At 62.0% G+C, this 15,651-nt stretch carries 13 protein-coding genes and 1 pseudogene; 12 read left to right on the top strand and 2 right to left on the bottom strand.

The features are described from left to right. The first annotated feature begins 39 nt into the window (after nt 1-39). From HCT51_RS02620 to HCT51_RS02590, 7 genes are all read left to right on the top strand, one after another. Nucleotides 40-1,908: a zinc-ribbon domain-containing protein gene (locus HCT51_RS02620; protein WP_166879121.1), complete on the top strand. Its 1,869-nt coding sequence runs from the start codon at nt 40-42 to the stop codon at nt 1,906-1,908. 254 nt (nt 1,909-2,162) lie between these two features. Next, complete coding sequence (locus tag HCT51_RS02615) at nt 2,163-2,960, top strand: hypothetical protein (RefSeq protein WP_166879126.1); 798 nt, start codon at nt 2,163-2,165, stop codon at nt 2,958-2,960. A 190-nt stretch (nt 2,961-3,150) separates the two neighbouring features. Beyond that, on the top strand, nt 3,151-4,302 hold the full coding sequence (locus tag HCT51_RS02610; RefSeq protein WP_224760629.1) for a GTPase family protein: 1,152 nt from the start codon (nt 3,151-3,153) through the stop codon (nt 4,300-4,302). Nucleotides 4,303-4,520: 218 nt separating this feature from the next. Continuing rightward, nucleotides 4,521-4,745 carry a DUF2188 domain-containing protein gene (locus HCT51_RS02605; protein ID WP_166879131.1) on the top strand — a complete coding sequence of 75 codons (225 nt, stop codon included), beginning with the start codon at nt 4,521-4,523 and terminating at the stop codon, nt 4,743-4,745. Between the two features lie 2 nt (nt 4,746-4,747). After that, nucleotides 4,748-5,467: a hypothetical protein gene (locus HCT51_RS02600; protein ID WP_166879136.1), complete on the top strand. Its 720-nt coding sequence runs from the start codon at nt 4,748-4,750 to the stop codon at nt 5,465-5,467. A 32-nt stretch (nt 5,468-5,499) separates the two neighbouring features. After that, nucleotides 5,500-6,204 (top strand): hypothetical protein, encoded by a 705-nt coding sequence (locus tag HCT51_RS02595; RefSeq protein ID WP_166879139.1) that lies wholly within the window; start codon nt 5,500-5,502, stop codon nt 6,202-6,204. A gap of 21 nt (nt 6,205-6,225) precedes the next feature. Next, the gene (locus HCT51_RS02590; RefSeq protein WP_166879143.1) at nt 6,226-6,939 is read left to right on the top strand and encodes an HNH endonuclease; all 714 of its coding nucleotides are present in this window, start codon (nt 6,226-6,228) and stop codon (nt 6,937-6,939) included. A gap of 679 nt (nt 6,940-7,618) precedes the next feature. Here the strand turns inward: HCT51_RS02590 and HCT51_RS02585 are convergent. Next, nucleotides 7,619-8,188: a hypothetical protein gene (locus HCT51_RS02585; RefSeq protein WP_166879147.1), complete on the bottom strand. Its 570-nt coding sequence runs from the start codon at nt 8,186-8,188 to the stop codon at nt 7,619-7,621. 691 nt (nt 8,189-8,879) lie between these two features. Between HCT51_RS02585 and HCT51_RS02580 the strand changes: the two genes are divergently transcribed. From HCT51_RS02580 to HCT51_RS02565, 5 genes and pseudogenes are all read left to right on the top strand, one after another. Continuing rightward, nucleotides 8,880-10,595 (top strand): hypothetical protein, encoded by a 1,716-nt coding sequence (locus HCT51_RS02580; protein WP_166879151.1) that lies wholly within the window; start codon nt 8,880-8,882, stop codon nt 10,593-10,595. A gap of 1,034 nt (nt 10,596-11,629) precedes the next feature. Next, the gene (locus HCT51_RS02575; protein ID WP_166879154.1) at nt 11,630-12,253 is read left to right on the top strand and encodes a hypothetical protein; all 624 of its coding nucleotides are present in this window, start codon (nt 11,630-11,632) and stop codon (nt 12,251-12,253) included. A 110-nt stretch (nt 12,254-12,363) separates the two neighbouring features. Then, nucleotides 12,364-13,161, top strand: a complete 798-nt coding sequence (locus HCT51_RS02570; RefSeq protein ID WP_166879159.1) for a hypothetical protein — start codon at nt 12,364-12,366, stop codon at nt 13,159-13,161. A gap of 258 nt (nt 13,162-13,419) precedes the next feature. Then, nucleotides 13,420-13,539 (top strand): annotated as a pseudogene (locus HCT51_RS18625) (DUF2510 domain-containing protein); the annotation flags it as partial. 24 nt (nt 13,540-13,563) lie between these two features. Next, the gene (locus tag HCT51_RS02565; RefSeq protein ID WP_166878977.1) at nt 13,564-14,451 is read left to right on the top strand and encodes a hypothetical protein; all 888 of its coding nucleotides are present in this window, start codon (nt 13,564-13,566) and stop codon (nt 14,449-14,451) included. 717 nt (nt 14,452-15,168) lie between these two features. Here HCT51_RS02565 and HCT51_RS02560 read toward each other — a convergent pair. Continuing rightward, nucleotides 15,169-15,495 carry a LapA family protein gene (locus tag HCT51_RS02560; protein ID WP_166879173.1) on the bottom strand — a complete coding sequence of 109 codons (327 nt, stop codon included), beginning with the start codon at nt 15,493-15,495 and terminating at the stop codon, nt 15,169-15,171. Between the last annotated feature and the right edge of the window lie 156 nt (nt 15,496-15,651).

The following is a 15,651-nucleotide window of genomic DNA, read 5'->3' as shown; positions in this document are numbered from 1 at the left end:
GGGAGGTACCGTCCTTCATCAGCAGACGAAGGAGCGGGGATGCGTCCCGACGCCACCGGAATCACGACCCGCCCGTACAGGGTTCGGCCCATTCCCCTGAAATTCGAACGCTTCGACTCCTTCGCCGCGCGTCTCCTTCGGGCCAATCACGACCAACCCGCCCACCAGCGGTATCTGCTGAAACTCGCCGCACAAGCCAACCCCCAGACGCCGCGCACCCTACTATGGCCAGCGATTGTGGAGGCGAAAGCCGGCCTCTCTGCTGGTTACTTCAACGGAGCGTCGGAAACGTTGAACCACGTTGACGGGTCCACCTGCGGCCACTGCTGCACCGGGTTGGACAACCGCTACCTTTGCACCGTTTGCGCGAACGGTGAGTCGGTTCGGCAGAACCCGCACATGGACGGGAACGTCTGCCTATCCCATGCGCGATGGGTGGGTCCGGATGCCGACCCCGCACACCAGTTCGCGGTGGGTAGAGAGCACGAGATGGCAGAGAGTTGTTACCGGCGTCTGCGCGATGCGGGCCTGATATCTGCGCCGTTCTATATGGAGCTCAGGTCGATCTTCCGCACCTGGTATTCCCAAGGCGACAGCGAGCCAGACCAGCACCATCAAATCGACTACGCCTGCTACCCGCTCATGATCCGTACGGCAGCAGCCCTTACCCGCAGTGACTTCACGCGGGAATTGTTCGACCCAACGCGTACATACTTTGAGGCATTTCGCATCCTCAACAGCCTGTTGAGCCAGGTGACCGATGACCGTCCCGAGCAACTGGCTCGTGGCATTTGGCTGTACCTCCGACCCACCTTCCTGAACGTTCGTGAGCATCTGAACACCGGGAAGCCTTACCAGCCGGGATGGGTGCACGACTTCCCGCTGGCCGAAAAGATCGTCGCGGACTTCCCACCCCCAATCCGGCCTCTCGAACCGTTCAACCGTTACCTCGCAGCGTCCGGAGACTTCAGAGTCACTCCGGACAACTGGAGGGCTGTACTCATTCACGCACCCCGTCGACCCATGCCCCGCGAGTGCGTATCGGTCGCATCAAACGATCGCATCCCAGCGATCTGCGTCTCTGGTCATCGCACCACCGTTCGCCCGAACGACCTCCGGCAGGCAACGAGCGGGAACCTGGATCGCTGTAAGTACTGCTCAAAGCGGGCGGTGGTAGCAGGGTCCAACGACCTCAGCACCACCCACCCCAAGCTGGCAAAAGAGTTCCTCAAGAGACGCAACCGGCGTGTCCGACTTGAAACCCTCAGCGCGGGCTCTCGCCAGAAGGTTTGGTGGCACTGCCCACGTCGACACGAGTACCAGGCCAGCGTTTCCAACCGCGCGTTCGGCGGCACCGGCTGCCCCATCTGCATGAACACCCGCATTCAGCCGGGAGTGAACGACCTTACAACGCTCCGCCCCGAACTTCTTGACGAATGGGACTGGGACATGAACATCGTCCTTCCATCCGAAATCGGCCCCCACACCCACCTGATGATTCACTGGCGCTGCGCACGAAGACACCCCTACACAGTCGCACCCGCGCAACGTTCCAAGGGCCAAGGCTGCCCCTACTGCGCTAACAAACGAGTCTGGTCCGGCTTCAATGACATCGTCGCCCGGCAACCCTTGATGAGCACAGAGTGGAGCGTTAGGAATCCGACCTCACCGCATCTCATCCTCCCCGGTGGCGAGAAACACCAGTGGACCTGCGCGTATGGACACGAACACGCGCAAACCGTGACCAACCGGATACGCAGCAGGGGATGCCCACTATGCCCCCGCCACAACCGCATCCTCGTGCGACCAGCAGGCAACTCGAAGGCGGGTAGTAGATGGACGACAGAGCCGATCGGTTCCCGCGGCTCCGGCCGAGTCGACGAGCCTTCACCGCGGCAATTGAACTAATCGGGCGAAACGACGCGCTCCTCCTGCGCGCCCTGGCGCTATCGGAAGACGCACCTACCGGGCGGGATTTGATCCGGCGCGCGGGAACCACTTCCGAAAGCTCCGGGCGACGCGCATTGGCCCGCCTAATTTCTGCCGACATCGTTCAAGTGGAACGGCGCCCACACTTCAACACGCACACGTTGAACACGGCACATCCACTGTGGGCGAGGATCGGCGACCTAATCGGCCCATCCACCAAATTGCATCGCGACGTGGCGGACGTGATGGTCAAGAAAGCGGGCGCGGACGGGGCTGCGTTCATCCTCTCAGGGCATGCACCATCAACAACCGAGGAGTCACCGTTGATGGTACTGACGGTCTTTGCCAACCACCTGCCCGACGCGATCTGCGAAGCGGCGGTCGAGGCGATAGACCGTGTGACCCGTCCGCTCACTGGCCGAGCGACAGCAATACGCAGCATTCGCGAATCTGACCTTCGCGGAGTGACGTTACAGCTCTTGCTCGCCAACGCAGCCGACGACCCCCGCTTGGACAACGCTGAAAGGGTTGCGCAAGCAATCGCGGCTTACGTAGCTGGCGCGCCACGCGCGGGCCGACCGCAGCGGAACGAGCTCCCAGGACCAACAAAGGCGCGCGCAACGGAGTTGATTGAACTAACTCAACGACACCTTGCTGCTCTGCAGGCCCGCCGCAAGGATGTGTCCACAAACTCGCCTGGCTCCGCTGCAGAAGCTCTCTCGGAGCTTTCCGATGTCCTCGGCTCCCAGCTCGTTGCCTATATCGCCGGACTTCGAACGACGCGCCTCATCCGGATGTGGTCCGAGGGGGCCGCCTCACCTCCGGAGGGAGTGCGCGACCGCGTTCGGATTGCACTCTTCGTCGCCAGAATGATCGCTGAGCACGAGCCCAGAGGGACCGTTCAAGCATGGTTCATGGGGCTGAACCCAAACTTGAACGACAGATCGCCAGCAACAGTACTTCGCGACGACCCTGTTCTGGAAAGCGCAGGCGCAATCGCATCGGCAGCGAGAGCCTTCCTCGCAAGCTAACTCGCCTGATTCCTGATCGCGTCCGCCTTAACGGGGGAGGCTGTGCTGCGTGCTCAAGTCCGCCTCCGTTAGATCGGCGGAGTTAGACGAGAAGACCGGTCCGCCACTCCCCCCAATTCACGGATGGATACGGTGGTCCCGACGCAATGTACGGCAAGCTGTAGCCACGCAATCTCAACTAGGGGGACCCTTGACCAGACCGACCGACACCACCGAGGACGACGGCTGGTCTGATGATGAGTTCCGCCAGAAATGGCAGGAGCAGGCGGACAAGATGGGCCGCTTCAACCTGGCGATCTTCGGCAAGACAGGTGTCGGAAAGTCCACGCTGATCAACGCGATTTTCGGTGAAGAAGTCGCCCCCACTGGCGTCGGTGACCCGGTCACGATGAAGAACCATCTCTATTTGCACCGCGCTGGGTTCCTCGGCGTCCTCGACACGCGTGGCCTTGAGATCGGTAAGGACAGCGACACGCTCATCGATGAGCTCGGCACGTATCTGAGGCTCATGCGTGAGAACCCTCTATCTGAGCAGATCCACGTGGCCTGGTACTGCGTGCGCGCGACCGATCGCCGGTTCGAGGACACCGAGGCGGAGTTCATTCGTCGGCTGGATCAGCTCGGGCTTCCAGTCGTCGCCGTCCTTACGCAGGTGCCGTCACGAGATGGCGAGTATCACGGCGACGCAATGACGCTTGCCGACCACATCGCCGAACTCGGACTGCCGATCGTCGGTGGCCGTCCGATTCTGGTGATGGCCTCGGGGGACGACTTCACTGGCCAGGTGGAGCACGGTCTGAAGGATCTCGTGGATGCAACGTTTCGAGTTGCACCGGAAGGCGTCGAGTCCGCCTTCGCCGCGGCGCAAAAGATCGATTTGGGCCGAAAACGCAAAGCGGCTCACGATGCGGTCAAGTTGGCTGCGGGGCTGGCCTTGACGGTGGGCGCGATTCCGATTCCGGTGGCCGACGCCGGTCTACTCATTCCGATCCAACTCGGGATGATGGCGAAAGTCGCAGCAATCTATGGCGTCAAGGTGGAGACAGCCACGCTGGCATCCACGGTGGCGACGACGATCGCGGTGGCGGCGGGCAAAAGTGCCGTCGTGGGTCTGTTGAAGCTGATCCCCGCCGCAGGGACGGTTGTGGGTGGCGCAATCTCCGCTGCGGTCGCGAGCACATTCACACTGGCCGTTGGGTACGCCTGGGCGGTCGTCTGCGGTGAGCTCACACAGGGCAGGCTCAAGGGAGCCGACGGGGCACTAGATGACGACATGGTGCGCGATCTTTTCCAAGAGCAGTTCGCGGCCTGGTTCAGCAAAGTTCGCGCCGGCAAGGCGTAGCTAGGTCGACGGTGGCGAGAAGCTCGACCTACGCCGGTGGGCATCCTGGGTGAGCGTCTGGCAGGTATCTGAGGTGCCACGAACGCCGACTGCTCCATCGAGTGCTCGCAAGCCGGACCCTGAGCGGCACCCCAATTACTCTTCAGAGCTCAAGAAAAACGAACGATTGTCAGAGGCTGCCTCTAGCCTGCAACTACCCACTGCTATGAGGAGCGCACATGTCAAACAAGAACGTCGAAACCTACTTCGAAGACGGAACGTGGAAGAACCGCATCACCGGAAACAGTCGCGCCTCCAACACCGCCCCGACAAAAGCCGAGGCGCAAGCTAAGGGCCGACAAATGGCCATCGACCGCTCAACTGAACATGTCATCAAGAACATGGACGGTCAGATCGGGAACCGTAACTCCTACGGCAACGACCCGCACCCGCCGAAGGGATGACCGTGACCAACTCAACCACGGCTGTTCTCCCGCTCCACGGATACATCGGAGGCAGCCTCAGCCCCAGCCAGGCCGTCTCCGCCGCAGCGCGCTGGACAGCGCAATTCACGACGATTCCGGATCTGTATCTGCCGGCACGCTCGGTCATCGCGAACAATGTCGCCGTTGCAGCGCTCGTACGCCGCGGGGCTGCGGTATCGACATGGAGAAACTCCTCAGCAAACCGGCAAACCGGAGCACCGCTGATCGCCGTCGCCCCCAACTTCGAGAATCTATGCGCCGCGATCGACATGGCCCAGGGTCGGGCGCTCTGCGTGACGCAACCTTACGGCGACGAGATGCAGGCGTGGGTCGGTGGAACCAAGCCGACATGTGTGGCTGGCGAAGCGCTGCAGCCTCTGGCTACTGCTGACTCGGTCGTTCGCACGGCTATCGAATCCGTTGGCGCAATGATCAACCAAAGCAGCGGCCTCGGCCACCCATCTGACAAAGCAGCAGCCGCGGACGCGCTCGTCCGTTTGCAAGCTGCCGGCTACGAATGGTCCACCCCCTCCCTCCTTCAATCGGCATTCGAATCGGGCTGGGCGCCGAATGCCGTCTTCGATCTGCAGAATCTTTCCACGCTCATCTTGTCCGGCCGCCGCCCCAAGTATCAGGGCGGTTTAGCAGCCGACGTGGTCGCGCAGTGGGAGGCAGAAACGCAGGAAGCGGCGAGGGGCTGACGGTGCGCGGCAAACCGCTTCTGCCTTACCCGGTGACAGACCGTGTCCGGGACGGCGCGCTGGAAGTCCCCACCCTGACGTTTCGACACGACGACACGGGGAATACGATCACTCTGATCGGCGTGAAACACGTGGCATCCCACGCCTTCTGGCAGAACCTGCAGCGAGACGTTGACCTGGTGAGGCCTCCCGCCCAGGTACATTACGAACTCCCCACGCCCGGCGGCAGCGCAGGACGGATCACCCGTTTGAAGCTGCGGCTCGTTCGTGTCATGTCCGAATCCCAAGACAGAATGGTCGTCGCGGCCGGACACGCCCCTCAATTCGCCCACCTGCAGGTGCGGCCCGAATGGCGCAACCACGACCTTCCTCGACTCACTGTCATTGGCGCGTTTCGCCTGCCCATCCTGGCACTCATCGCACCGGTCATCTGGCTACTCAGCCGGAACAGCCGAGTAGCCGGAGCCTGCGGCAAGGCCCTGATCCGCGGGCTCTACGCAGACGCCGGCTCCACCCCTTCAATCGGCGCACTCGTCAGAACAACGGTTATTCAGGATCATCGGAATGCTTTCGCGGCAAAAGCGGCGCTGACCACCCCGAGTGACGTCACACTGATATGGGGTCACGCGCATCTCCGCGGGATCGGCGAAATTCTCGAAAGAGCAGGGTTCCGCGCCGCTCAGACCGAATGGCGTGCTCTTTTCGCAGGTCAAAATTCGCAGCAGGCTCAGCCTTGAATATCTCCTACCCGTGGTCCAATGGATAAGACACGCTTCCTAGTACGGACTCCACAGAGCCGGCACTTCGTCGACGACCGCTGCGCGAACTGTCTCACCGAGTTTCCCGACGATGTGCCTGGCCTCTTCTGTTCCAAATGGTGCAACGAAATCTCGTCCACCGTGCGGTACACGAGAGCGGTGCTCCGCGACGGCCGCTACCGTCGCCCCGACGTGCAGGAAGCGCTGGCGGTACGGAACGGGTTCATCCTCTACGGCGGGTATGCGTCGCTTGGTCGTGAGCTACCCACTGAGGTTCGGGATGAGATCAAGAACCGAGACCATGGTCTCTGCCGTGAGTGCGGCAAGCCGGGAAACGAGATCGACCACGTCGACGGGAGCTCTGCGGACCCCAGCAACCTGCAGCTTCTGTGCCACGACTGTCACATTGAGAAGACGACTCAGAGAATGAGACCCGCGTCGGACAAGGAGAAGTCGTTGCTCCTGGCAATACACCTGTCTCGGGTCCTCCCCGATGAGCCGGTGCTGCTCGGCGATGATGAACTCGCCTGGCAGTCACGGTGGCAGAGTCTCAAATCAGCGCGGCGGACACGACTGCTGGCGAAAGCGGAGCCGGCAAATTCGGGCGCCGCCGACACCGGCCCCGAGGTCGAGTGGCCGAACTTCGACAGTTACGGTTTCGAGTCGGAAGCGATGGGAGAGTTCAAGAGGCGTGCCAACTGGCAGCCGCGCTAGCTCCGTTCCCAGCCCACCGCCGATGGGTCCTGTAGTTGCCCACCGCGCCGATCATTCACGCGTGATGGACCGACGGGCTTGGGTGGCCACTGACGCGTACCCGGAACTCGTGATGGCCATCAACGACGCGGAGAGCTACTTGCTGAGTGATTTGCGAGCTGACCTGCTGAGGATCGGGAAACACCGTGGCAGGTCTGGCGGCCGACAGAGCGTTCGTGAGACCGGTGGGCGGCGGTTACTGACCGGTGCTAGCGTCTGCCCAGCGTCGGCAACCCTCCGGACACCCCATCAGCTCCGTCGCAGCCGCAGTACTCCTCGTGGGCGGTGCCGTGTCAAGCTGTACTGACCGGTGAACGCGGCGGTTGGTTCGCGTACGGGTGCCAGCTCGCTAATCCTGCAACGCGTCGTCGTATCCGCGGATCCCCAGCATCTCCTCCACATGGGCAAGACGTCGGCTTCCCAGCCGAGCGTTGCGGATATCACGCTGCTTCCGGCCTCTAGGCGCAACACGGACGTCGTGCTGTTTAGACCGGCTTCGGAGATCAACGGCTCAAGGGATACAGCCGCAACTGAGGACCAGGATGGGGTTGAGCAGTTGACGAACGACATCGACTGGGTGAACTTGGCCGAGTAGGCCGCGGATCTCCGGCCCATAGGCGGTGGAAGGAACCTGAGTCTGCTAGTCCTGCTCTCGATCGGGCTTTGAGTTGAGCATGGTCTCGACGTCCGTGACTAACTGCTTTGCATGCTCTTGTAGCTGCTTTTCTTCGGCCCTCTTGGTCTTCCATTCCGCAAGCCGTCGATGATTCTGTTGAGCGACGGCCAACCGGAGGGCTTCGCGCGCTGCCTTGACCTCGTCCGTATCTTGACTCTCTCTGAGAATTCTTTCGTCCCTTCGGGCTTCTGAGTCGCGGAGGAAATGCTTTGTTCTGGCGATTACTTGGTTTTTCTTGAGCCAGGTCCAGACGTCCTTCGAGCCCCAACCGCTGTAAGTCGAATTCGTGATGTCAACGACCAACCAACGGTCGCCGCCGTCCTTGCCGGTCCATTTCGTGACCCACTCATACCAGCCGCTAGCAGTCTCCTTCGTCATTACGAAGACGACCGAGCGCTGGTGTCGAATCCACCTCTCGCCCTCTTTGCCGTGCCGACGGCGGAGAGCAGCTCGGAGCTCGGCGTGTTTTTCGGACGGTAGGTCGTACATCGCGAGAAGGAGCGTCCAAGGCTTCTCGGTGAACTCATGCTGCATAGGGAGAGGCTACTCAAACGAGGAGTACCAGGCCCGCCATGGAATCATGCTCGACAGGATTCGGGATAGATGGAACTCGGTCCAGACCATCAACGTGAGCAAGGGGCTTCTAGATCTGCCCTCTCAGAAGGGCGCCCGTACGACGCCTGCTTGGCTGCATAGTGCGCTAATCGCGGCGTTCCAACGCTCAACCCAGTCCAGAGCTTGGTCCAGTCCTGCAACGCGTCGTCGTACCGCGGATCCCCAACATCTCTTCCACACGGGCGAGCCGTCGGCTGAACGATGTGAGGGCGATTGCCGTGCCGGCGATGGCAGCCAATATCAGGGCAATGAAAACTGCTCAAGAACAGCCACGACACTTCCGTGTAACATCGCTGCCTTCCCGTCGGTCGACTGCGACGGTATCGGCAGCCGATGGCGCACACCAGCCATCGCGGAGACGTCAGTTCTCGTCCTTCACCCGACGGTGGGTGTAGGCATCGATTGCTCGACGAGTCAACTGACGCTCAGGAAAATCGCAATCGCACGCGGATGGCTGGGATCAAGGAGCACGCTTGGCGCGCGACGTTGAACGGATTGGCTCGTGCGTGAACGCGGGCGCTCCTCTGTTGCCTCCGTCATAGGACCTTCGGAAACTCATACTCGCAAAGGCTCCGGAGCGGGCGGCTGACCTTGCCGCTAACCTGAGCGGGTGCCAACTTACGCCGAGCTGACGAACGCCCTCGACCAGGCTTGGCGTACGCACGATTATGGCTTCGCCCTGTCATGCATACCCGAGGTGCTGAAGCGTTACCGCGGTTCTAAGAGCCAGCTCTGGTTGGTCAGGGGCTTGGTCGCATCCCCGCGCTACTGGAGCCTGGCAGCAGCGTTCGAAGCCGACGAGGTTTTGAAGACGATGGATCGCGTAGCTAAACGGCTCTGGGCCACGGCGGACGGGCGATGGAAAGGAGCCGGGCCGGAAGAGCTCGCCGAGGAACGCAGGCAGACGCTGCTGGCGATGCAGTGGCTGCGGCGCACCGTCGAGCAGGCCGGAAGCATGGAGCTGACCACTCTGAGGATGCTCGCAGAACGCGAGAGAATAACGAAGGTGAAGAGCCGTCTCAACTGGATGGAGAAGGCGGGCACTGTTCACCTGGTCGACGGTGTCGTGCACGCGGGGTCCGCACCTGAGCCTCATTTCATGCCGATGGGAAATGCGGTCAACGGGGTTCCGCTGTTTGAGGCACAAAACCCCTCAGTGTGGGACATGGACACCTTTCAGCTGTCGTTCTTCAAAGATTTCCAGGCGCGCCACTTGGCCGGCGAGCATGTCGAACTCGAGGGCCAGTGGAGTTACGCGTTCGCGTTGATCGGCGAGCTCGAAGTGGATTACGACGGCGATCCAGTTGTTCTCCGGGAAGCATATGAGCGGTTCCGTTCGGAGTACCCCGATTTTCCGGCACAACGTGAGATTGTGGAGGACTACTCCGACAGCTACTTCCGGCGCGGGGACTGGCAGGGCGGATATGACCTGCTCTCACCCGAGCTCCCAATGGACATTTATCTAACGTTGGCGCCAGTCGTAGCCGACACTCACCTGAAGGTTGCGACAGTTGAAAACTGGACGACGAAGGGTCGCAAGATGACCGCATCGTTTCGCGACCGGAAGGCTGAGGTCGATGCTGCTCTGCAGGATCTTCTTGATGCCGCACACGATGCCCTCGGCCGCAGTATCGTCGTCGACCTCTGGCACCGGCTTATCATCGACCGCGTCCCTGGTGCCGGTGGCCCGGATATCGCGGACGAGTTCGGCAGGTTCATAACCCAGGAAAAGATAGACAAGTACCTCGCCCACCACGATCGTCATGTGTCTCGTTCCCTGGCGGACTTGCTAGTTGGATTGGGTATGGAACCAATTGAGCTGCCTGAGCGGGATACGTCGGAGGACATCCAATGGCCGGCACCGTACTGCGACACGTACTGGTTCGAGGAGATCGTTCGCGCTCGGATTCAGTCGCTGTACCGCGACGCCGAGAACATTGTGCGTCGCGGCGCCGGGATGCCGTCGGTCGGCGAAGGATGGGTCTCGGAAGTAGTGCTCTTCAGGGCCGTTCGAGAAGAATTCCCGGAACGACGAGTACTCCACCAGGGCCGACCGAGCTGGCTCGGGCAGCAATCGCTGGACATCTACTTTCCAGATCAGAACGTTGGGATCGAATATCAAGGCGCGCAACACAGCGGCCCTGTGAACTTATTCGGTGGACCGCTTGCGTTCGAACGGCAGTTGGAACGGGACGCCCGAAAGCGCAGCTTGTGCGCAGCCAACGGCTGCCAACTCATCGAAGTGCATCCAGGCTACGACCTAGCCGCCGTTCTGGCCGAAATTCGAGAAGCGGTCGATGGGTCCGATTCGCTCAAAACGCATTGAACTGTCCAGCGGCTGATGGGATCGTCGTCAGGCCATGCCGTTCGACTTTGGTGCGCCCTCATCATTCATCGCCAGCTCCATCCCGCTTCGTGCTGCGACACTATCGGTGCAGGCTGACATTGATAGGCGCATGGTGCATGGGGGCGAAAGGGCTTCCTGAATCTCACCATCGAGAGCCGTGGACGTGCACCGGACTGTGCCGACTTGAGCCGCAGGAGGTTTGCAACGCATCGAACCTGCTGTCGAAGTTCCGAAAAGGCTCAACTAAAACGGCGAGAATGTTCAGTCGGAGCAAAGCCCGTTCGCGGAAATCGTGGGCTCAAGTGCATTACGTCGGCTCGAATTGCTCGTCGTCTGACAGGTGTCGGACGCCGAGCTACTTGAGCCTCCGCCGAGATAGTTGACCCTCTGCCAGGCGAACGTGAGCCCGGGGTCAAGAACGAAAGGTCACAGCCTTTGGACTGACCATCGTCCGGATCCTCCGGATAGGTGAAGAAGTCGCGTACCGCGCCCTGACGTGGGTCGGCCGTCCCGAGGATCGCCGGATGATTGGTTATTACCGAAGCCTGGGGGCGCGTGCGAGGCAGCACATCCGACTTCGTTGCCCTCATGCGACCAACCGCTTGCACCTGACCCTTGGGATGGCGACGGCAGTGACGCCGCCCGCTTCAACTGAACAGAGCAGGCGCTCGCGCGGTGAGCAGGTACATGTCCATATCGCTCTGCTTCAGCGGTACACCGTTTCTCTGCGCAATCGTCTCGTCCGTTTACCAATAGAGCCGCCGTGCACCGGCGGTCGTGCGCTGCTGCGCGAGTGCTCGCGCCTCGGCACGCGTGAAGAGCCACACACTGTCATCGGTGAAGGACGTGACGCGAGCATCTCGGCCCGGCTTGCAGCTCATGAAGGGGTAGTCGCGACTGACCAGAGGCGCGGACATGCCGGCTGCGCTGCGCGCTCCTCCTCGGCCGCTCGAAGTGGGGGTCGCCGCGGTGAGCGGCTCTGAGGTAATCTCACGGCCGGACCTTGGAGAAATATGTCGGACACCACGACCGAAACTGCCGCTGCTGCCACCTCAGCCACGCCAGTAGAGGAATCTGCACCGCCGAAGAAGCTGCTGCCGAAGCTCGACAAGAAGGTGGTTGCGCTCATCGCAGTCTCGCTCGTCGCTCTAGCTGGGTGGGCATCCTTCGCCGCCACGTCGTCAAGTTTGGGCGAGGACCTCGCCTCTGCGAACGCCGATGTTCAGAAGCTTGAAGGCACAGTCAATAGCCGCGACGCGAAGTTGCGTTCGGTGACCGGCGAGCGAGACCAGCTCAAGGAGGAGTCGGCCGCCGTTTCGGAGAAGGAGCTCGCGGTAGCTGAGCGGGAGTCCGCGGTGAAGATCCGCGAGGATACGATCCTCGCCCAGGAGACCCTGATCAAGGATTCGACCCTCATTGATGGACGGACCTACACCGTCGGCCAGACCATGGAACCGGGACGGTACCAGGCGAACTCGTCCAGCAGCCGCTGCTACTGGGCCATCTACCGCTCTGGAACCAACTACGACGACATTGTCAACAACGACCTCGGCTCGGTAGGCACCCTGACCGTCAGTTTGAGCGGCGGGCATGACTTCAAGAGCAGCGACTGCGGCGACTGGACGAAGGTCGGCTAGACGCCTCAGCCGTCTCGGCATAACGAATTCGTGACGGCGTCTCGTCCTGATACGAAATGTCGCCGCTCACTGCTAATTTCTGAGAACTACGCACTATTTGGAGGGGAACATTGTCTCAAAGCACCATCGAAGCAGCACCTGCACCGGAGCAGCCGACGAAGAAGAAGCCGAAGAAGGCTCTGTGGATCGTCGGAATCATCGTCGCGGTCCTCATTATCGCTGGAATCGGTAACGCGATCGGCGGAGGGAGCAAGGACGAAGCTACGCCTGCGACTCAGTCTGACGGGGCGGCGCCCGCAGCTGGGGAACCGGCAGCCGAAGAAGCGCCAGCGGCTGAGGAACCCACAATCGGCAGCTGGGCTGACGACAAGTACGGCACGTTCGAGACCATGACCCAGTCCGGCACTGGCGACTCCGTTGTCGCCCTGCCCGAGGGCGTGGATGCCGCTATGGTGACCGCCACTCACGACGGTTCAAGGAACTTCGCGGTGCAGGCGATCACTCCCGCTAACGAGCCGACCATGGACCTGCTCGTGAACACCATCGGTGCCTACTCAGGTGTCACGGCGTACGGACTGAACGGCAACCTCGGTGACGCGGCGAACAACTTGAAGGTGACCGCGGACGGCAATTGGACGATCACGATCGCTCCGCTGTCCACCGCACCGGAGCTCGGAGCGTCCGGTGCCGGCGACGCCGTCTTCCTGTACTCCGGTGGCGCGGCGAACGCTGCCATCACCCATGACGGCTCGAGGAACTTCTCGTTCACCGAGCACACGGACGCCGCGTTCAACTTCGGCCTCCTCGTGAACGAGATCGGCGCATACTCGGGCACGGTTCCTATGTCCGCTGGACCGTCGGTCATCAACGTCGACGCTGACGGCAACTGGACTGTTGCCCTCGGCTGATCACGCCCTCATTAGAACACCCCGCCTGGTTCACACTTGGCGGGGTGTTCTGTTTCTCTGCAGCGTCAGTCCAGTAGATCCTCGATCTGCTGCGTCAGGCTTCCGTCGTACACGGGCGCGCCTCGGCGTCATCACTCGGGCCCCAAGGCGCGCGAAGTGGGGCCACGGGAACACTGACAGCTGCTCGCGTTCCCCGCTAAAGTCACGAGTGGCTCCGCCCCGGACCCTACAACCCGATCACAGAGAGCAACGCCGCCGATGACGCAGACTCCGCCACCCCCGCCTGTCCCCGCTGGCTGGCATCAGGACCCGAGCGACCCGTCGATCCTTCGTTACTGGGATGGCAGTGTGTGGACTTCGCACACGAGCCCCGTCGCTGTGCCTCCACCTCCGACTGCGGCGATGTCTGCCGTTGACCCTACGAGCGCCGTGCCGGTCGCGCCGACCGCGGTGATCACCGAGACGTCAGCCGCACCCGCCGAGACGAAGCCCGCAGCGCCCTCGTGGGTGAAATGGGCCATGATCGGCGCCGGCGTGTTCATCCTGCTCCTCACCGGGATTCTCAATGCCGCGGTCCCGGAGGAGGTTCAGGATTCCGGCCGTCTCACCGGGTTCGGTCCAGTGATCATCATCGTGTCCCTCGCGCTCATTGGATGGGGGTTGTTCGGTGCGATCTCCGGCAAGCCCTTGGTGCGCGGTGTGATCGTTGGCCGTGCCCTCGCCGCCGGCGTCGTGGTCTTGGGCTTGCTGCTCACATCGCTCAGCACCGTCGTTTACCCCGCGACCGCCGTGGATACCGCGTCGCAGGTCGACCCAAGCGAGGCTGAGTTCCGGGAACCAGTCGCGGCGGAGCCCGAGGAGACGGAGGCCCCGCCGGAGCCGGTGGTGACACCTGAACCGGAGCCAGAGCCGCCAGCACCGGCGCCTGCTCCGGCACCCGTCGCGGCCCCGGCGGTGGACATCGAGTTCTTCAAGACCATGGCGGGAGGTGACATCACCGACTTGAACAAGGACCTCGACGACATGATCGTCGCGGTGAACGAGGGTGGCACATGGCGAATCATGGGCAACAGCATCGAAATCTCGTTCAACTTCGGGCAGCTCGAAGCCGCGGATCCCCCAGCGTCCATCGCCGGAGAATGGGCTGCTGCCCTCGAAACCCTCCGCCCCTACGTGGACGGCATCGGCGACGCCGCGGGCACCGACAACTTCACGGGCATCCGTGCCTACGTCGATAGTGCCCGGGCGCAGCTCGCGGTCATGCAGGGAATCGTGGACCGGGCCAGCTGATCGGATCGAGCCGAGCGCCCCGCGCCGCCCGAACCGTCAGCGTGCCGAATCCGTCCCGACGCCAATGTTGCGCAGGTGTCCTCGGACTCCATGAACTGCGCCAACCGCTCGCCTGCGGAATGAAGCATGGGAGCGGAGAGTTCAAGCACGCGCAGAAGTGCGGCAGTGGCTATGGAAGGCTGGGACGCTGATTACGATGCTGACTTCCCGTCTCGCTGAGCGTTAAGTGCGGGAAGATTCAACTTAGATCAACGTTCCTCAAACGCAACAAGTCGTCGCTTGCTTGGGGCGGCGTGCAGACTGGAGAGCGGACCGTTAGCCCGTGGACGGCTCCCGACGTCGCTCCAGCACCGAACTGGGCTCACATTGGATGACTGATCGACGGGCGATTCGACTTCCAGCACCCAATAGCCGCGCGGGTTCAGGTAAGGCAAGCAGGGTCGGATTTCTCGCCGTCCGACAACAGGCGTTGTTGTATCGGACGGGCGAGTTACCTGAGGCTCCGCCAAGATACTTGACCCTCTGCCTCCCGTTCGTTGAGCCTGGGGTCAAGTACTGGAGGCCACACTCGCCGAATTACTGTGTCGACGGTTGGCTGCGACAAGGCACCGGATCTGGCTGTTGGCTTCGGCGCTGACGGGCGGTTCGGGGGACCTTGAACGGGCACTGTTGCGAGCAAGACGCGCTACTTGGATGAGCGGAAGCGCGAACTGGTTCCTAACTGTTGCGTCTGATCCGGCGCGCATTCATGCGCAGCTGAGTGACCCGTGCGATTCCGGCGATCGCAATCACGACACCGCCGCCCACGGCGGCGATCAACAAGGCCACTCCTAAGGGAACCCAGCCCGTCAATCCGAACCACCGCACCTCGACGCTCTCCTGGTTTTGGAGGATGAAGATGATCAGCAGCACTAAGAGCAACAGGGCGACGGCAGTCGTCACCCAGACCACTCCGGTGCGGGTGATTCTAGGACGAGGCTTAGGCGTCGCGCCCTGCTCGTGCGGCTCCGCGCTCGGCGGCTGAGGTCTGGGTGTGTCGGTCATCGTTATCACTACCCTTCTTGGGGCGATCAACGGCGGTCGTGAGACTGCCTGACCTTCCTTACCGATTCTCCCACGGCATGTGCCTCGATTTCGGAGCCATCTTCTGGTCCCGACGCCGGGCCTCTTGTTGTTCTCTATTGCAGCGGGAACGGAGTT

Origin of the sequence: Salinibacterium sp. ZJ450 (genome assembly GCF_011751885.2) — a bacterium.
Taxonomy (GTDB): Bacteria; Actinomycetota; Actinomycetes; order Actinomycetales; family Microbacteriaceae; genus Ruicaihuangia.
Note: the sequence above shows the minus strand (reverse complement) of the source record. Positions and strands in the feature narration are given on the sequence as shown.

What these genes read in the sequence shown, in the direction of transcription:
- HCT51_RS02560 (WP_166879173.1), bottom strand. Translation starts at nt 15,495, where the DNA reads ATGACCGACACACCCAGACCTCAGCCGCCGAGCGCGGAGCCGCACGAG.
- HCT51_RS02585 (WP_166879147.1), bottom strand. Translation starts at nt 8,188, where the DNA reads ATGCAGCATGAGTTCACCGAGAAGCCTTGGACGCTCCTTCTCGCGATG.
- HCT51_RS02605 (WP_166879131.1), top strand. Translation starts at nt 4,521, where the DNA reads ATGTCAAACAAGAACGTCGAAACCTACTTCGAAGACGGAACGTGGAAG.
- HCT51_RS02565 (WP_166878977.1), top strand. Translation starts at nt 13,564, where the DNA reads ATGTCTGCCGTTGACCCTACGAGCGCCGTGCCGGTCGCGCCGACCGCG.
- HCT51_RS02620 (WP_166879121.1), top strand. Translation starts at nt 40, where the DNA reads ATGCGTCCCGACGCCACCGGAATCACGACCCGCCCGTACAGGGTTCGG.
- HCT51_RS02590 (WP_166879143.1), top strand. Translation starts at nt 6,226, where the DNA reads ATGGATAAGACACGCTTCCTAGTACGGACTCCACAGAGCCGGCACTTC.
- HCT51_RS02575 (WP_166879154.1), top strand. Translation starts at nt 11,630, where the DNA reads ATGTCGGACACCACGACCGAAACTGCCGCTGCTGCCACCTCAGCCACG.